Source organism: Priestia abyssalis (assembly GCF_002019595.1).
GTDB lineage: Bacteria > Bacillota > Bacilli > Bacillales > Bacillaceae_H > Bacillus_BA > Bacillus_BA abyssalis.
The window spans coordinates 3,934,844-3,952,152 of sequence record NZ_KV917369.1 but is presented as its reverse complement, the minus strand read 5'-3'; the positions used below and the strand labels follow the sequence as shown (position 1 = coordinate 3,952,152).

Genomic DNA, 17,309 nt, shown 5'->3' with positions numbered 1-17,309 from the left:
ATCACCTTTCTGGCCATTAAAGACGGAAGAGGTGGGAATGAAAGGGTGGAATATGTGAGTCAAATTAATAATCGAAAAGAGATCATTTTATTCTTTATTATCAGCTTGTTGTTCTTTGTCACCATTACGGCATTTGATCCGTTTATCTCCTCTTATGCTAAAGATCTTGGATTTGATTCAGTCGTAATTGGCAGTATCATCGGAATTTCAGGAATTGTTGCTTTGTTTACCCGACTTCCATTGGGAGTATGTTCAGATATGTTGCATAAACGAAGATTATTTATCCAAATCGGGTTGCTTATTACTATGGTAATGTGGACGCTAGCCTTCTTGGTACCGAATGCCACAACATTATATCTTGGGAAAATTTCAGACGGGTTAACTGGTTCTACATGGGTCATTTACAACGTTATGTTTGCCTCTTATTTTGGTGTAAGAGAAGCTGCGAAAGCTGTAGCTATATTAGGTGTTGCATCGCCGCTTGGCTCCATACTTGGAACAACAATTGGTGGATTAGTGGCCAATAGCTATGGCTATCGGTATAGTTTTTTAGTAGCTGTTATCGCTGCCCTTATTGCGCTTATTTTAACCTTTTTTACGAAAGATTTAAGTGTTAAAGATATCAAAGTAAAATACGATAAGAAAATACTTGTGGAGCAAATGGCAGATAAAAAAATATGGGTCATTTCTCTTTTGGCAACAATTACACTCATGGTTACAATTGGGACAAGGGATACGTTTACTCCTTTAATTGCAACAGATTTAGGTGCAAATCCTCTAATGATTGGGATGTTAGCAAACACACACCTGATTATATATGGGTTAGCAGCAGCATTATGTGGAGTGCTTTTTTATAAAAAGCTTGGTATGGTGAATACAGCGATTTTTGGGGTGCTTTTACAAGGAATTATTGTTATCTTAATTCCTTATGCTGAAAATTTAACGATGCTTTTTCTTTTACAAGCAATTCAAGGTTTTGGGTACGGTTTAAGTTTTACAGTTTTTACTTCCTGGGCTGTTGAAAATATACCTGAGATTAAACAATCTACGAGAATGGGACTGTTCCAAAGTTTATATTCTGCCGGAATGTTTTTGGGTCCAGTCCTTATAGGGATTATAATTGAAGCGTTTTCAAGAACAACAGGCTTTCTTATTATCGGAGCTTTATCTATTATGTCTGCTATAATTATTAAATTTTCTATTAAACCTGCAAAAGAGGGCTTTCCTAATGAAGAAAGTAACGATAAAGAAGTTATGAAGGAAGTTATGTTCGGAAAAAATTAACTTTATTTCTATATTTTTAAATTTAAAGTAAATTGAGAAGAAAGCGAAAGAGCCATCTAAGCGGCTACAAGGCAGTTTTCCCCGAATGAAGACTTACTGCACGACGCTCAGCCGCTGATTTTTGAAAGGGGGAGGTCAAATAGTGAATGTAGAAACACTGTTTTCACTAAAACAAAAAGTCATGGTTGTAACAGGTGCCAGTAAAGGGATTGGAAAGTCGTTATCAATCTTGTTGGCGAAACAAGGTGCCCACGTTGTGTTAATAGGAAGAAATGAAAAAGAGTTGACGGATGTACAGGAAGAGATCCAGCGAATAACAAATGGGCGGCAAAAAGTGATGTCCTTGTCAATTGATTTGACAAAAATTGAAGAGATTCCACATGCCGTAAATAACATTATTCAGGAAATGGGTACAATTGATGTTTTAATTAATAATGCAGGTGTGAACATTCCGAAAAAAGCAGAAGATGTCACGGTGGAAGATTGGGATGCCGTATTGGATATTAATTTAAAAAGCGTCTTCTTTCTCAGCCGAACAGTCGGTACCCATATGAAGGAGCAGAAAAAAGGGAAAATTATCAATATGTCGTCACAGATGGCGTTCGTTGGCTATTATCTTCGCAGTGCCTATTGTGCAAGCAAAGGCGGCTTAACCCAGCTTACAAAAGCTCTTGCGATTGAATGGGCAAAGGATAATGTATTGGTAAATGCTATTGCACCTACTTTTATTGAAACACCTTTTACTGAAAGAATGTTTCAAGATGAAGTGTTTAAGAAAGACGTATTATCTCGTATTCCGGTAGGACGTTTAGCAAAAGAAGAAGATTTATTTGGTGCCGTCGTCTACCTTGCATCCGATGCATCTAATATGGTCACGGGCCAAACCATTGTAGTCGATGGAGGATGGACCGTTTGGTAAGTCATTCATCAAATCATTTTTCAATTTGAATGTATACTTAATTATTGGTTCAATAAAATGAATCCGCATTCAAAAAATGGAGGGGTAAATATGTTACAAACCATTAGTCCATTAAGTACACAAACAATCGTTTCTCATGATTTTAGAATGCCCAAAAATCTTCGCTTTGGTGTTGGAGCTTTCAATGAGCTGCCAAAAGTGTTAGAAGATCTAAAAGCACAAAAAGTAGCGATTATCAGTGACAAAGGGTTAGAAAAAGCAGGCTTAGTAGATAAAACGATCCAATTATGCAAAACACTTCCAATTGAAACGATCTCTTTCTCTGATCTTGCAGGAGAGCCTACTTTTACGTTATTAGAAAATGTTTATTGGCAAATGAGAAAGGAAAATTGTGATACCGTTATCGGAATAGGTGGAGGAAGTGCATTAGATGTAGCTAAAACAGTGGCGGCATTGTTAGGTAAAGATGAGATTCAGCCTTATTTAAGCGGACAGCAAACGATTGAATCCCGTACAATCTCTCTTATTTTAATTCCAACCACATCTGGTACAGGATCAGAAGTAACGATGAATGCCATTTTTGGAGATGAAGAGCAAGAGCTAAAACGTGGGCTTATTAGCACAACATTTTTACCAGATTTGGCGATTATCGATCCTCTTTTAACCATATCATGTCCAAAACGCGTTACAGCAGCCTCAGGTGTGGATGCTTTTACACATGCGATTGAATCATATGTAGCGGTAAGAGCAACACCTTTAACGAAAATGTATGCTGAAAAGGCCATGAAGTTATTTCCGCTTTCCATCGCTCGTGCAGTACATTGCGGCTCCGATGTGGAAGCAAGAACAAATATGAGCTGGGTCAGTGTGTTAGCAGGGGTATCTCTGGCAAACGCTGGAGTCGGTGCAGTCCATGCATTAGCTTATCCGCTTGGAGGAAAATATCATATCGAACATGGTGTGGCAAATGCTCTTCTTATGCCGTATGTCTTTGCAGTAACAGGAACGTCGTGCACGAAAGAGATGGTAGAAGTGGCTTCCTTCTTGCAGTTGGGAGACTATGAGAATCAACCACATGACGCACAAGACGCGGTCGTTCAATACTTATTTAGCTTATTAGCGAAATTAAACCTTCCAACTAGGTTAAAAGAGCTTGGAGTAGAAGAAGATTCTCTACCAGAAATGGCGGAACAAGTGATGTCTATCCATCGTTTGCTGTCAAATACGCCATACAGCTTACGCGAAGAAGAGGTATTATCCATTTATCAAAACGCATATCACGGTGTATTAAAAAAATCATGATCAAACTCGTTTCCTCAGAAAACATCGTAATGAATGCTGAAGAAGCGGTTATGGCTAGTGAAGAAAAAAATTGTTCTAGTAAATAATAAGTAAAATAAATAATTTACAAATTTTGAAAATTATGATAAGTTTAAAACCAGGAATAATGAATGCGCATTCAAAAATGTGTATTCATTCAAATGAAAAATTGAATCCGCATTCAAAAATAGGAGGAAGAAAAATGAAAGCATTAGAAATTAGTGAAAAAATGAAAAAACGTATTATTCGCAAGGAAGATTTAGTAGCTGATAAAACAGCGTTTATTGATGCTCGTACTCCAGGTTCTGACAAAAAAGATAACTACACGATCATTGGGCCGGGTGTATCAGAAAGCAGCAAACGTTTTATCAACTTAAAAGAGGCACACGGATTCAATATCGGTGCAGCAGCAATGCCGAATGGATGCGTAAACTCGCTTCACTCGCATGAGACAGCAGAAGTATTTCTTGTTTCGAAAGGTACATGGTCTTTCGTATGGGGAGTAGATGGGAAAGATGGCGAAGCTGTTTTAACAGAAGGCGATGTGATTTCCTTACCTACACAAATGTTCCGCGGCTTTAAAAATATCGGCAGCGATGATGGATTTTTACTTTGTATCTTAGGAGAAGATAATCCTGGAAAAGTGATTTGGGGACCTAAAGTGTTGGAAGATGCAAAAGGACACGGTTTAGTATTACTGGAAGATGGCCGTCTAATCGATACATTAGATGGGATGGAAATTCCTGAAGACGGTAAAGTAATCGAGCCAATTTCTGATGAAGAGCTTGCACAAATGCGTAAAGTAAGTGTTGAAGAGATGGAAGCACGCGTTTTCCGTTTTAAAGATCGCAAACCTTTTGAAGGAGCTTATCTTGATTCAAATCTCCCGGGCGGTGGCAAAAAGAGCTACGGAATTATCGGAGATGGAATGGCAGCGGTTGATCGCCCAGCGCTGGTGAACAATCCGCATAGCTTCTGCCTTGAATTAGTTGAAGCAGAGCCGGGCAACGGCTTTAAGTCCCATAAGCAAGATGTTCCGCAAGTATTAATGGTTCATCGAGGACAATGGAAAGTAGCTTGGAAAGGTGAAGGTGGAGAAGAAGGTGAAGTGGTATTAAAGGAAAGAGATATCATGTCTGTCCCAACAGATGTGTACCGAAGCATTGAATGCACAGGAGAAGAAACGGGCTTCTTACACATTGTCAGTGGCGGTGATGAGCGCGTAGTAGTAGAATGGTCTAAAGAAGTAGTAGAAGCTGTTGGAAAATAAGCTCCCGCTATTGTCCATGGGCATTTGAACAAGGCAGGGGAGACTCTGCCTTTTCATCTACTACATGAATGATAAGGAGAAATGATAAAAAGATGAGAGTTAGCGCGTATGATGTAGCCAAAAAAGCAGGAGTATCACAATCAACCGTGTCACGGGTACTAAATAATTATCCGTTTATTAAGGAAGGAACGAGAAAGAAAGTATTAGCAGCCATTGAAGAGCTTGGTTTTACGAGAGATGAGATTGCTAGAGGATTGGCGCAAAAGCGAACCAACACAATTGGTTTAATTGTCGGGGATATTGTCAATCCGTTTTTTGCCGAATCAACGGGTGTGATTATGAAGAAAGCCTCTGAAATAGGATATGATGTTGTGATTTGCAACACGAACCATCAAGACCGCCTTTTGGAAAAATCGATTCAAACATTAATTGGAAAACGCGTAGACGGAATGATTATTGCATCCACGAATAAGGAAAACAAACAACTCGAAGAACTATATCTTTCGAAATTTCCAGTTGTTCTCTACAATGCAGCCTTGGATAGTGATAATGCGAACTATGTGATTGTAGACAATGAAAAAGGTGCCTATCTTGCCACAGAACATTTAATTAAGCTCGGACATCGTAAAATCGCTTTTATCGCTGGTCCGTCCATCTTTTACTCAATGGTGCAGAGGATGAACGGATATAAACGAGCGTTACAAAGCTTCAATCTTCCATATGATGAACGATTCGTCTATCAGGATGAGTTTTCATACGAAAAAGTATTTGAGTTTACAACCAATACCCTTCTGCAGGGTGATCGGCCAACAAGCTTTTTCGCTATTTCCGACCAAACGGCTCTAGCTGCTTTAGATGCTGTGACAAAGCTTAATCTTCGAGTTCCCGAAGATATATCTATTATTGGCTTTGATGATATAAACGTTGCTTCCAATCACTATATTGGGTTGACGACCATTGCCCAACATAAAGAGAAAATGGCAGCTCTTGCTTTAGAAAAGCTCATTGGCCTGATTCAAAATGAAGATGAACAGAGTGCCCCTATTCAAATTGTGTTAGAGCCGGAATTAATGATTCGAAAAACAACAGGACCCGTATCAAATAGCTAATGGAGGAAAAGGGAAATGACCCAAATACCCTTACTGCTGCTGCCAGGTACATTGTGTGATACACAAATGTGGGAATATCAAATAACTGAACTGGGTGATATAGCAGCTTGTGCCGTGATGAAACTAGAACAAGATTCAATACAAGGGATGGCGCGTTCTGTGTTGGAACAAGCACCGGAGAAGTTTGCATTAGCCGGCTTTTCAATGGGAGGAATTGTTGCAATTGAAGTGATGCGTCAAGCTCCGGATCGTGTACTGAAGCTTGCGCTGATGGATACGAATCCGAATCCTCCAAGAGAAGAACAAATGAATGGATGGAAAACATTTATCCAAATGGCTCGCGACGGCCAATTTTCTGATATTACACCGAAGCATCTCCTTCCGAACATGATTCATCCTGACTGTTACGATCATAAGGAGATCGTTTCGGCTATTATCGAAATGGCTGAAAACGTCGGCAAGGAGACGATGATTCAGCAAATGACAGCATTAATGAACCGGCCCGACGGACGTGAAGTATTGCCGGGTATCACTTGCCCGACTCTTCTTTTAACGGGGCGCCAAGATGTTCTTTGTACGGTGGACATGCATGAAAAGATGCAGGAAATGATCCAAAACTCACAGCTTGCCATTATCGAAAACAGCGGACATATGACAACGTTGGAACAGCCTGAAGAAGTGTCTAGAGCTCTGCGTAAATGGTTAGTAGAAAACTGATCTTGAAAAATCAAGTTCTCAATTTCGAGAAGCCGTGATGGAAAAGTTTACGAAACAGGGAGAATGGTAAGTTACAAATTTGATAGAAAAAGAGGTATTCGTCATGGGAAAATCATTAAAAGAGAAAATTCAAAACCGTGAAAAAGCGGCAGGTGTGTTTCTTGGTATCTATTCACCGGCAATTGTCGAAATGTTCGGATATGCAGGCTTTGATTTTATTGTCATTGATGATGAGCATGGAGCCTTCAGTTACAGTGAGCTTGAAAGCATGATTCGCGCTGCGGAATTAGTGAATTTGACGCCGATTGTCCGTGTATCTTATGATCCGGCAAGTATTCAAAAAGCATTGGACCGAGGGGCAAAAGGCATTCAAGTTCCGATGGTCAATACAAAAGAAGACGCCGTTCAAGCCGTAAAAAGGGCAAAGTTCCCTCCTTTAGGCGAGAGAGGAGCAGCTTTCTCCCACCGTGCGGCGAGGTATGGCAAAGATTCGAGCGGGGCATTTTTTGAATCATCCAACGAAGATATTCTAGTCATTGCCCACATTGAAACACCGACAGCAGTCGAAAATTTTGAAGAGATTATGAGTGTAAAGGGAATGGATATGGCCTTTTTAGGTTCAACCGATTTATCCGTGAACATGGGTTATCCGGATGGTCCCCATCATCAAGAAGTACAAGAGGCCATTTCTCTTGTTTATGAGAAAGCAGAAAAATTAAATGTTCCGGTTGGAACGGTAGCGGGCAATCAAAAAGTAATGTGCGAGGCGTTTGAAAAAGGGGCTGTATACGTAGGAATAGTTGGAACAGCCATGATGTCTTCTGCTTTTTCCTCCTTTGTTCAAGCAGCTGAACCATACACAAAAAAATAGAAACCCTCAACTAATTACATGTCAAGAAAAGCAGCAGGCAAATTCACTGCTATCATGTCTTGTTCTCAATCAATACGGGTAACGAATACGAGTAATAACGTGCAAAGGGGAAGTTCATGGTGACAGTTGATACTGAATTAAAAAAAGAAGAGCCGAAAAATAAATCTCAACAAAATAAACCGAAACAAAGGAAAGTTTACTATGGTAATAGTGATGAAGTACACATGGTCGGTTTTAGCGATTATAACGAGTTCCATCAACCAAAAAAAAGAAAGCAAAGCATGAACGGATTTGATAATGATTATGTCGATTTCGTTGACTACATTATGAAAATTACACATCGCATTTGGGAAGAGAAAGGAATCGGTGTTATTTATCAAACGTACCATAACGATGTGACGATGCATTGCGGAAGTGTGAATTTACAAGGAATCAATTCCGTTGTGTCTAACACGCTGCAAACTCTCCATGCTTTTCCGGATCGCCGGCTCATCGGAGAAAATGTCATTTGGTCCGGAGATGACAAAGAAGGTTTCTTATCGTCCCATCGCATTTTATCAACGGCTACGAATTTAGGAGACAGTTCGTTCGGTCCTGCGACAAGTAAAAAAGTGTCGTTTCGAACGGTCGTTGATTGCTTTTGCCACTCCAATCGTGTTGTAGAGGAATGGCTTGTGCGTGATAACCTGCACATTGTCAAGCAACTGGGCTTTGACCCTATCGAGCTGGCGAAAAAAATGGCCGCCAGTCAAGTGAAACAAGACGAAACATTCCAAACAAGTTTCGGGTTAAGTGAAACAATGAACGGTCAATTGGTCCCTCAGGTGTATGTTTCCAATTCAGCAAACTTTGATGTGGGTGAGTTCGTACTCGAACTATGCAATAAAATCTATGAATGGCGCTTATTCAATCACGTGAAGGATTTTTACGCTGATCATGCAGTCGTTCATTACATTTGTGATAAAGATCTGGTTGGCTATCAACAAATACAGGGCATGTTCATTAGTTTATTCGCTTCGTTCCCGAATGCGCGTTTTATTGTCGATCGTGTAACTTGCAACAAACGATTCTCCGAGCAAGAGTGGGATGTGGCTGTTAGATGGCGTCTTGCCGGGCTTCATGAAGGAATCGGCTATTTTGGATCGCCTAGCGGAAAGCCGGTAGAAATTCTCGGCATCAATCATTTGCGTATTCGCGGCGAAAAAGTAGTGGAAGAGTGGGTAACATTTGACGGGCTGGATGTATTAAAGCAAATTTATGCAGGTACAGATTCAGGAAATAATTCCTCGGAGGAATAACGACTATATATCCATACTGTAAAATTGAATGCGGATTCAAATTGTCTGCATAACCATTTATAGAATGAAAATGGAGGATTTAATATGTTAAATACAAGCCAAGCCGTAAAAAAGAAACTATTTATTAATGGTGAATGGGTAGAAGGAAAAGAATATAAAAGTATTGCATCTCCGTATTCCGGAGAAGTGATCGGTGAAGTTCCTGTTGCAACAAAAGAAGAAGTATTACAAGCGATTCAAGCGGCCTATGATGCTAGAAGCAAGATGGCGAAATTGCCGGCCCACGAGCGCTCCAACATTTTAGAAAAACTTGCTCAATTATTGGAAGAGCACAAAGAAGAAGCAGCACGCATTATTGCCGAGGAAGCCGCAAAACCATTAGTATTTGCAAGAGCTGAAGTGGCACGAAGCATTGAAACATACAAGTTTGCCGCAGAAGAAGCAAAGCGCATTCACGGTGAAACCATCCCCCTTGATGCAGCGGCAGGAGGCGTGAACCGCTTAGGCTACACCGTCCGTGAGCCGATCGGAGTTATCGGCGCGATTACACCGTTTAATTTCCCGATGAATTTAATGGCGCATAAAGTCGGACCGGCTATTGCAACAGGTAATACGATTGTATTAAAACCGGCTACCCAAACACCTTTCTCTTCTTTATTTATCGCTGAATTATTAGAAGAAGCAGGTCTTCCAAAAGGAGCCTTGAACGTAATTACAGGAAGCGGGGGTACGATTGGAGACCTTATCGTCACTGATGATCGTATCAGCATGGTGACCTTTACAGGAAGCCCGAGTGTCGGAATCGCGATTAAAAATAAAGCCGGTTTAAAACGTGTTACATTGGAACTTGGTTCAAACTCAGCTGTAATTGTTGATGACAATGTGAACATTGATAAAATCATTTCCCGCTGTGTCACAGGCGCCTTCTCCTTCCAGGGGCAAGTATGTATTTCCTTGCAGCGTGTGTACGTACATGAGAATGTGTATGATGAGTTTGTCGAGAAATTTGTCAAAGCAACAAAAGTGCTAAGAATCGGGGCTCCGCTAGATGAAAACACAGACATTTCCGCTTTAATCTCTCCAAAAGATGTAGAGCGCTCTCTTTCATGGATTGAAGAAGCAAAACAAGGAGGAGCCATTGTCACTGCAGGTGGTACAGCAGAAGGAAATGTCTTGCTGCCGACTGTTCTTCTAAATGTAGACAAATCGCTGAAGGTTTCTTGTCAGGAAGTATTTGCTCCAATTGTGATGATTAATAAAATTTACCATGTAGATGAAGCAATCGAACTAGTCAACGATTCCCGCTATGGTTTACAAGCAGGTATCTATACTGAAAGTGTAAGCACAGCGCTTCGTGCCGCTGATGAGCTGCATGTAGGCGGCGTCATGATTAATGATGTCCCGACATTCCGAGTTGACCAAATGCCTTACGGCGGTGTAAAAGAAAGTGGTACCGGTCGCGAAGGAATTAAATACGCAGTAGAGGAAATGACTGAGATGAAGCTTGTCGTATGGAATAAAAATTAATGATGTGCTGAATTGGAATTATGTGCATAATATATTGTCTTAATGGTTAGGGCGCAAGAAATCTAACAAGTTGGGTCACCTTTCTTTTCTAAAAAAAGAGAGATGAGACCAACTTGTTAGGAGGGAGAGTTTTGAAGAAAAAACAAGTTAATGCGGTGGAGGTTGCCCGATTAGCCGGTGTTTCACAGTCAACGGTATCACGGGTGTTCGCTCCTGGACCGAATGTGTCCGAGAAGGCGCGCCGCCGGGTATTGGAAGCAGCTGACGAGTTAGGATATCGTCCCAATGCGTTAGCAAGGGGATTGATTATGAATAAAACGAACATGATTGGTCTGGTGATGAGAAATATTCACAATCCGTTCTATCCAGAAATTTTGGATAAATTCACAAAAGGCTTACGGGAAAGAGGCTATCATATTCTTTTTGTTCATACGGAAAATGACGAGATTGAACAGGATGAAATATCGCAATTCCTTGAATACAATGTAGAAGGTGTAATTGTGACGGATGCTTTATTATCTTCAAATGTCGTCTCACATCTTTTAGAAAACCACATACCCGTTATCTTATTTAACCGGTATATTAAAGATTCTTCGTGTCATTTTGTTTGCTGTGATAACTATTCTGCGGGCAAGAAGATTGGTGAATATTTATTGAAACAAGGCCATAAGCGATTTGCGTACATCGCGGGTCATAAGAATACATCGACGAGCCGCGACCGTGAAATTGGGTTTCGTGAAATTCTTGGCCAACAACGAATTGAGCCTATCATCGAGATAGGCGATTACACCTATGAAGGCGGATATCAAATAGCTTTACGATTACTGAAAAATGATAATCGACCGGAGGCTATCTTTTGTGCAAATGATATTATGGCACTAGGAGCAATTGATGCGGCTAAATCATTGGGGGTATCAATCCCTGAAGATGTGTCGGTTATAGGATTTGATGATATAGCAATGGCTTCTTGGCCTCTATATTCTTTGACGACGTGGCAGCAACCAGTGGATGAAATGATAGAAGTGACGATCAACACGTTATTACGGGTGATTGATGGAGAAGAGGAGAGTTCTGTTTCTACATTCCTTTCTGGAACATTAATTGAAAGGCATTCTGCATCTCTTTCAAAAAGTTGATATCAGAAAGTGCCCAGCTTTATTTTAATAGATAAGACAAAGCGAAGTATTTGACTCATAGAGCCAACTCAAAAATAAACTTTTGAGTTGGCTTTTGTTCTTTTATCCTGCGTTAAAGGACAGGAAAACTCCTATTGATGCATGTTTCCTTTATAATAGTATTTATAACGAATAGGAATTAATGGAATGTCAAGGAATGTTGAGACCTAGTTAAGACAAAGAGAGAAAAGTTACGAGGGGAGATGAATAATGGATATTCAAGTATATACACTCAATGCTTTTACAAAAGGAAATGAAGGGGGCAATCTTGCCGGCGTCGTTTTAGATGCGGATGGTTTAGGTATGGACCATATGCAGCGAATTGCGAAGGAAGTGGGGTTTTCAGAAACGGCGTTCATTCAACCATCGAAGAAGGCGGACTTCCTTGTTCGTTTTTTTACTCCGACGGATGAGGTGCCGATATGCGGGCATGCGACATTGGCGGCTTTTCATGTCATGCTTTCCGAAAATATGATTGAGCCCGGGATGTATACACAAGAAACGAAAGCAGGCATATTAGAAGTAGAGGTAAAAGAAGATGGTTCCGTGTTTTTGGCACAAAACCTGCCGAAGTTTGAGGCCGAGTTAAATCGTGAACAAATTGCCTGCTCTTTAAATATCGACATAGTGGACCTTAATCCTGATATGCCTGTGCAAATTGTCTCCACTGGATTGCCTGATGTGATGGTGCCGGTTCGGTCGCTTGATGTGCTGGAAGCAATTAACCCCAATTTCGATCAGATTTCCGATATCAGCAAGCAATATGAAGCAGTGGGGTATCATGTGTTTTATGCAGGTACTGACATAGATCCTATCGCTTATTGCCGGAATTTTGCTCCGCTGTACGGAATTTTGGAAGAAAGTGCGACAGGTTCGTCGACGGGCGCATTGAGCTGTTATTTATACCGATATGGAAAAGTGAAGGCTCATCAAGCTCAAGAGCTGCAATTTGAACAAGGGCATACGATGGGGGCTGCCTCTGAACTGAAGGCATACTTGCTTGTTAACGAGCACCGGGAAATAACAAAAATCAGTGTAGGGGGTTCCTGTTCTGTTATCGAATCACGAATCGTCTATCTATAATTTTCCTAGTTATACGTATTTTGTTTCTAATTATAGAAGAGATTATCTTGACATCAAAAAATAAGAAAGCGTAAGATGAAAGTTCATGATTCATTTATCACAAATCAAAGGGGGCAATATTTTGCCGGACTTTTTAACATTAGGTATTCAGCGAGAATGGAATGACGCCCTAAGAAAAAATGGGATTGCCGAACCAACACCCATTCAAGAGAAAACAATTCCGGTCGTGCTTGAAGGGCAAGATGTGATTGCCCAGGCACAAACAGGGACAGGAAAGACGCTGGCTTTCGTTTTGCCGATGCTCGAGCGCATCAATTGTGACGTACCGCATGTGCAGGCGCTGGTCGTCACACCGACACGAGAGCTCGCTCTTCAAATTACGGAAGAAGTGAACAAGCTTCTTATAAATAGGAATGACCTGAACGTATTGGCGGTTTACGGCGGACAAGACGTGGAACAGCAAATTAAAAAACTACAAGGACATGTACATATGATTATCGGAACACCGGGACGGCTCCTTGACCATCTACGCCGGGAAACGATCGATCTTTCATCCGTATCGATGCTCGTCCTTGATGAAGCGGATCAAATGCTTCATATCGGATTTTTGGGAGAAGTGGAAGACATCATCCGCCAAACATCAGCCAATCGCCAAACGATGCTGTTTTCGGCGACGATGCCGGATGAAATCCGTTCTCTTGCCCGCAGGCATATGAACGACCCTCGTGATATACAAGTACAAGGCAGCCAAATGATCGTCAAAGATATTAAACAAATTTTTATTGAAACGACAGATCGGGCCAAGCAAGAAGCATTGCGGCATATGCTCGATTTATACCGCCCGTTTTTGGCCATCATTTTTTGCCGGACAAAGCGGAGGGTAAGTAAGCTGAACGAACAGTTGAAAGCGCTCGGATATAATACGGATGAACTGCATGGCGATTTGTCACAGTCAAAGCGTGAGCGGGTCATGAAACGTTTTCGCGATGCGGAAATCCAGTTTTTGATTGCAACGGATGTGGCGGCGCGCGGGTTGGATGTGGAAGGTGTCACACATGTGTTCAATTATGACATTCCTGAGGATATGGAGAGCTACATTCACCGAATCGGCCGAACGGGACGAGCTGGCGGAAAAGGTATGGCTGTCACGTTTGCAGCACCGAAAGACCGTGCTTATTTGCAGATGATTGAAAAGGGGACGAAAGGGGCCATCAAACGCAAGGAAGTGGAAGGTATTCCTAAACCGAAGGATCATGGCCGCTCAGAAAACCAGGAGAAAGAAGGCAAAACTTCCACTCCAAAGCGGGGCTATAAAAAAAGAACGGGGTCAATGTCCAGTTCATCGGGATACGGCCGTTCCTCAAAAGGAAAGCAAAGTTTGCGGTCCAATCAAGGCCGGTCGAAACGAAATAAATAGTTATATCTGAAAAGCATTTTATCCGTTTTTAGCGTGAAAAAAAATGAGAGTTTGATACAAAAAGGAGACAGCTATGTCAGCATTTTTAACGACAATGAAACCATTTTTACAGGAAGCATGGAAGAAATCCGGTTTTGAGCAGGTGACACCGATTCAAGAAAAAGCGATTCCGCTTATGCTGGAAGGAAAAGATGTAATGGCCGAATCGCCGACGGGAACCGGGAAGACGATTACGTATTTACTGCCGCTATTAGAGAAAATCGATCCGAAAAAACAGAACACGCAGGCAGTCATCATTGCCCCATCACGTGAATTGGTCATGCAAATTTTACAAGTGATTCAAACATGGTCGCAAGGAAGCGGCATCACGAATACGTCTTTGATTGGCGGAGCGAATATGCAAAGGCAGCTCGATAAATTGAAAAAGTCGCCGCATGTAGTGGTCGGAACGCCTGGGCGGATTCAGGAATTAATTACAATGAAGAAGCTGAAGATGCATCAAGTGAAGACGATCGCGCTTGACGAAGGAGATCAGCTTCTTGTGCCAGAGCATTTACAGACCGTCAAAAACATCGTGAAAGCAACGATGGCAGACCGCCAAATCGTCCTGTTTTCGGCGACGCTTCCGGCTCAGACTGAAAACATTGCGAAAGAATTTATGAATGACCCGGAAACGGTGAAAATCACGGCAGATGACATGCCGCCATCAAAGGTGGAGCATCTTTATTTCGTTTGTGAACAACGAGAAAAGCTCGAGATTTTGCGACGATTGCTGCATGTGGATTCTTTCAAGGCGTTGGCATTCATTAGAGATATTGCCAACTTGACTGTATATAAAGAAAAGCTTGAGTATAAAGGAATTGCTCCAGGCGTGCTTCATGGTGAATCAAAAAAAGAAGAACGGGCAGCGGCGCTGAAAAACTTCCGCACCGGAAAGTCACCGCTGTTATTCGCGACAGATGTGGCTGCAAGGGGATTGGATATTCAAGGATTGACCCATGTCATCCACGTCGATTTTCCAAAAGATGTGAAGCAATATGTTCACCGCTCAGGACGGACCGGACGGCAGGGAGCAGAAGGGACGGTTATTTCGATTGTAACAGAGCGGGAAGAGCGCGTATTAAAACAATTTGCCCGTGAATTAGGGATTACTGTTCAGAAAAAGGTGTTGTACTTAGGGAAAATCGTGGGTGAAGCAGAACAAGCAGATCTAAAGAAAACGCAAAAACAGAATCGCCCCAAAAAAACGTTTAAAAAGAAGCGTGTATAAGAAAAACACGATTAAGCGTCATGGAAACGACTTAAAGGTTTCCTGATGCTTTTTCCTTTTTTAGAGAGTGTGAAAAGACAAAAATCGTTTGCATAGATACATTTTGTTTTCCTATTCCGGAAAAACGGAAATTTCCGGAAAATCGGAATAATAGAATAGATAAATTCCGAAAAAGCGGAAAAATGCAAAAGTGCGGTAGAAGAATGTTTACAAGAAAAAAGGAAATCTCCATTTTTATGTATATTTGTGAACAAAATATGTCTGAAATAATAAAGTTGGCATGGATATTGCATTTATAAATAGGCAGGACAAGCAGTTTTAGTGGAAGCGGAGCAGATGTCTATCTTATTTTTAGAAAAATTTGAAAACGCTTCCCTGTTTTTGGTGCACCTTGGGAGGGGCGAACCAAAAACAGTCACACATCGAAGAGGGGGATATTTGTGGAGTTTATTGTGATACTTTTGGCGTTAGGTCTTTTAATGTTCGTTGCATACCGGGGCTTTTCCGTTATTTTATTTGCCCCGATATGTGCATTGTTTGCTGTATTATTAACAGAACCAAGTTTTGTTCTTCCGTTCTTTTCTAATATTTTCATGGAAAAAATGGTTGGATTCATTAAACTGTATTTTCCTGTTTTCTTGCTGGGGGCCATTTTTGGCAAGGTCGTTGAAATGTCCGGTTTAGCGGAAACGATTGCCAAAACGATCGTTCAATTAGTAGGGGCGAAACGAGCAATTTTGGCTATTGTCATCATGGGAGCCATTTTAACATACAGCGGTGTCAGTTTATTCGTTGTCGTGTTCGCGATTTATCCGTTTGCTGCTAAGTTATTCCAAGAAGCGAATATTCCGAAGCGCCTCATACCCGGCACGATTGCATTGGGTGCATTCACGTTTACGATGGATGCACTGCCTGGTACACCGCAAATTCAAAACGTAATTCCAACGACATTTTTTAAAACAGATATTTATGCTGCCCCAATTCTTGGGATTACGGGTGCGATTTTCGTCTTGATTTTGGGAATGTTATATTTGGAATCACGCCGTAAAAAAGCGGAAGCGGCCGGTGAAGGCTATTATGGTTTTGATGGGAGAGAAACGGCAGCGGCTGCAGAAGCAATTGCAGAAGCAGATGTACCGCAGCCATCGGTTGAATTGTCACCCACCATATCTCGAAAAATTCTGGCGTTCGTTCCGCTTATCCTTGTAGGGGTGATGAATAAATTTTTTACCATCTCACTTCCGAACTGGTATCCGAATGGATTCGATTTTGCCGCAATCGGTCTAGAATCTTTCGGGAAAGTGGAACTATCTTCTGTTTTAGCCATTTGGTCTGTTGAAATGGCGCTTGTGACAGGAATTATCGCCACCCTTCTTTTTGACTGGAACAAAGTAAAAATAAATTTCCAGGCAGGTTTGAATGCAAGCATTAGCGGAGCTTTACTGGCCGCGATGAACACAGGAGCCGAATATGGATTTGGAGGCGTCATTTCTTCTTTACCAGGGTTCGGTGTCATCAGTAAAGGCATTTCAGAAACCTTTACAAATCCGCTGGTCAACGGAGCGGTGACAACAACGACTCTTGCAGGGGTAACCGGGTCCGCTTCGGGCGGCATGGGTATTGCGTTAAGCGCCATGTCAGAAAAATATTTGGAAGCCATCGAAAAGTACAATATTCCGCCTGAAGTCATGCACCGTGTTATTTCCATGGCTTCCGGAGGGATGGACACGCTGCCGCATAACGGCGCGGTCATTACGCTGTTGGCCGTAACGGGTTTAACCCACCGTCAGGCATATCGTGATATTTTTGCGATTACAATTATTAAAACATTAGCTGTTTTCTTTATTATTACTATTTACACGTTTACAGGCATTGCATAACCAAGAAAATCCGGGACAACCATTTGTCCCGGATTTTTTCGTTTAAGGAATGTTAAGAAATCCCGTTTTTATAAAAAAGAGCGGAATATACAAAATCAGTGGTCAAAGTACTCTTTTTTCTACAGCCCATATGATAAAGAAAAGTGACTCTTCACTTGCTTTACGTCCC

The 17,309-nt window shown here is 41.5% G+C and carries 14 protein-coding genes; all 14 read left to right on the top strand.

Annotated features, from left to right (window positions below):
- Nucleotides 1-54: 54 nt before the first annotated feature.
- On the top strand, nucleotides 55-1,284 hold the full coding sequence (locus tag BK575_RS18825; protein ID WP_078414862.1) for an MFS transporter: 1,230 nt from the start codon (nucleotides 55-57) through the stop codon (nucleotides 1,282-1,284).
- A gap of 142 nt (nucleotides 1,285-1,426) precedes the next feature.
- Complete coding sequence (locus BK575_RS18820; RefSeq protein ID WP_078412616.1) at nucleotides 1,427-2,203, top strand: SDR family NAD(P)-dependent oxidoreductase; 777 nt, start codon at nucleotides 1,427-1,429, stop codon at nucleotides 2,201-2,203.
- Nucleotides 2,204-2,293: 90 nt separating this feature from the next.
- Nucleotides 2,294-3,505, top strand: coding sequence for an iron-containing alcohol dehydrogenase (locus tag BK575_RS18815; RefSeq protein WP_078412614.1), 1,212 nt, complete (start codon nucleotides 2,294-2,296; stop codon nucleotides 3,503-3,505).
- A 220-nt stretch (nucleotides 3,506-3,725) separates the two neighbouring features.
- Nucleotides 3,726-4,793, top strand: a complete 1,068-nt coding sequence (locus tag BK575_RS18810; protein ID WP_169907893.1) for a cupin domain-containing protein — start codon at nucleotides 3,726-3,728, stop codon at nucleotides 4,791-4,793.
- Between the two features lie 92 nt (nucleotides 4,794-4,885).
- Complete coding sequence (locus BK575_RS18805) at nucleotides 4,886-5,902, top strand: LacI family DNA-binding transcriptional regulator (RefSeq protein ID WP_078412610.1); 1,017 nt, start codon at nucleotides 4,886-4,888, stop codon at nucleotides 5,900-5,902.
- 15 nt (nucleotides 5,903-5,917) lie between these two features.
- Nucleotides 5,918-6,619 (top strand): alpha/beta fold hydrolase, encoded by a 702-nt coding sequence (locus tag BK575_RS18800; protein WP_078412608.1) that lies wholly within the window; start codon nucleotides 5,918-5,920, stop codon nucleotides 6,617-6,619.
- Nucleotides 6,620-6,722: 103 nt separating this feature from the next.
- Nucleotides 6,723-7,490, top strand: a complete 768-nt coding sequence (locus BK575_RS18795) for an HpcH/HpaI aldolase family protein (RefSeq protein WP_078412606.1) — start codon at nucleotides 6,723-6,725, stop codon at nucleotides 7,488-7,490.
- Between the two features lie 116 nt (nucleotides 7,491-7,606).
- Nucleotides 7,607-8,788 (top strand): ester cyclase, encoded by a 1,182-nt coding sequence (locus BK575_RS18790; protein WP_078412604.1) that lies wholly within the window; start codon nucleotides 7,607-7,609, stop codon nucleotides 8,786-8,788.
- An 84-nt stretch (nucleotides 8,789-8,872) separates the two neighbouring features.
- A complete protein-coding gene (locus tag BK575_RS18785) occupies nucleotides 8,873-10,315 on the top strand; it encodes an aldehyde dehydrogenase family protein (protein ID WP_078412602.1) in 1,443 nt (480 codons plus the stop codon).
- Nucleotides 10,316-10,446: 131 nt separating this feature from the next.
- Complete coding sequence (locus BK575_RS18780) at nucleotides 10,447-11,451, top strand: LacI family DNA-binding transcriptional regulator (protein WP_078412600.1); 1,005 nt, start codon at nucleotides 10,447-10,449, stop codon at nucleotides 11,449-11,451.
- A 249-nt stretch (nucleotides 11,452-11,700) separates the two neighbouring features.
- Nucleotides 11,701-12,573, top strand: coding sequence for a PhzF family phenazine biosynthesis protein (locus BK575_RS18775; RefSeq protein WP_078412598.1), 873 nt, complete (start codon nucleotides 11,701-11,703; stop codon nucleotides 12,571-12,573).
- An 85-nt stretch (nucleotides 12,574-12,658) separates the two neighbouring features.
- Nucleotides 12,659-13,990 (top strand): DEAD/DEAH box helicase, encoded by a 1,332-nt coding sequence (locus BK575_RS18770; protein WP_078412585.1) that lies wholly within the window; start codon nucleotides 12,659-12,661, stop codon nucleotides 13,988-13,990.
- A gap of 73 nt (nucleotides 13,991-14,063) precedes the next feature.
- Nucleotides 14,064-15,260: a DEAD/DEAH box helicase gene (locus tag BK575_RS18765; protein WP_078412583.1), complete on the top strand. Its 1,197-nt coding sequence runs from the start codon at nucleotides 14,064-14,066 to the stop codon at nucleotides 15,258-15,260.
- Between the two features lie 440 nt (nucleotides 15,261-15,700).
- Nucleotides 15,701-17,140, top strand: a complete 1,440-nt coding sequence (locus BK575_RS18760; protein ID WP_078412581.1) for a GntP family permease — start codon at nucleotides 15,701-15,703, stop codon at nucleotides 17,138-17,140.
- The last annotated feature ends 169 nt before the right edge of the window (nucleotides 17,141-17,309 follow it).

Excerpts from the sequence above, each read along its gene's own strand:
- BK575_RS18815 (WP_078412614.1), top strand. The coding sequence starts at position 2,294 with ATGTTACAAACCATTAGTCCATTAAGTACACAAACAATCGTTTCTCAT.
- BK575_RS18810 (WP_169907893.1), top strand. The coding sequence starts at position 3,726 with ATGAAAGCATTAGAAATTAGTGAAAAAATGAAAAAACGTATTATTCGC.
- BK575_RS18805 (WP_078412610.1), top strand. The coding sequence starts at position 4,886 with ATGAGAGTTAGCGCGTATGATGTAGCCAAAAAAGCAGGAGTATCACAA.
- BK575_RS18800 (WP_078412608.1), top strand. The coding sequence starts at position 5,918 with ATGACCCAAATACCCTTACTGCTGCTGCCAGGTACATTGTGTGATACA.
- BK575_RS18795 (WP_078412606.1), top strand. The coding sequence starts at position 6,723 with ATGGGAAAATCATTAAAAGAGAAAATTCAAAACCGTGAAAAAGCGGCA.
- BK575_RS18790 (WP_078412604.1), top strand. The coding sequence starts at position 7,607 with ATGGTGACAGTTGATACTGAATTAAAAAAAGAAGAGCCGAAAAATAAA.
- BK575_RS18785 (WP_078412602.1), top strand. The coding sequence starts at position 8,873 with ATGTTAAATACAAGCCAAGCCGTAAAAAAGAAACTATTTATTAATGGT.
- BK575_RS18775 (WP_078412598.1), top strand. The coding sequence starts at position 11,701 with ATGGATATTCAAGTATATACACTCAATGCTTTTACAAAAGGAAATGAA.
- BK575_RS18770 (WP_078412585.1), top strand. The coding sequence starts at position 12,659 with ATGATTCATTTATCACAAATCAAAGGGGGCAATATTTTGCCGGACTTT.
- BK575_RS18765 (WP_078412583.1), top strand. The coding sequence starts at position 14,064 with ATGTCAGCATTTTTAACGACAATGAAACCATTTTTACAGGAAGCATGG.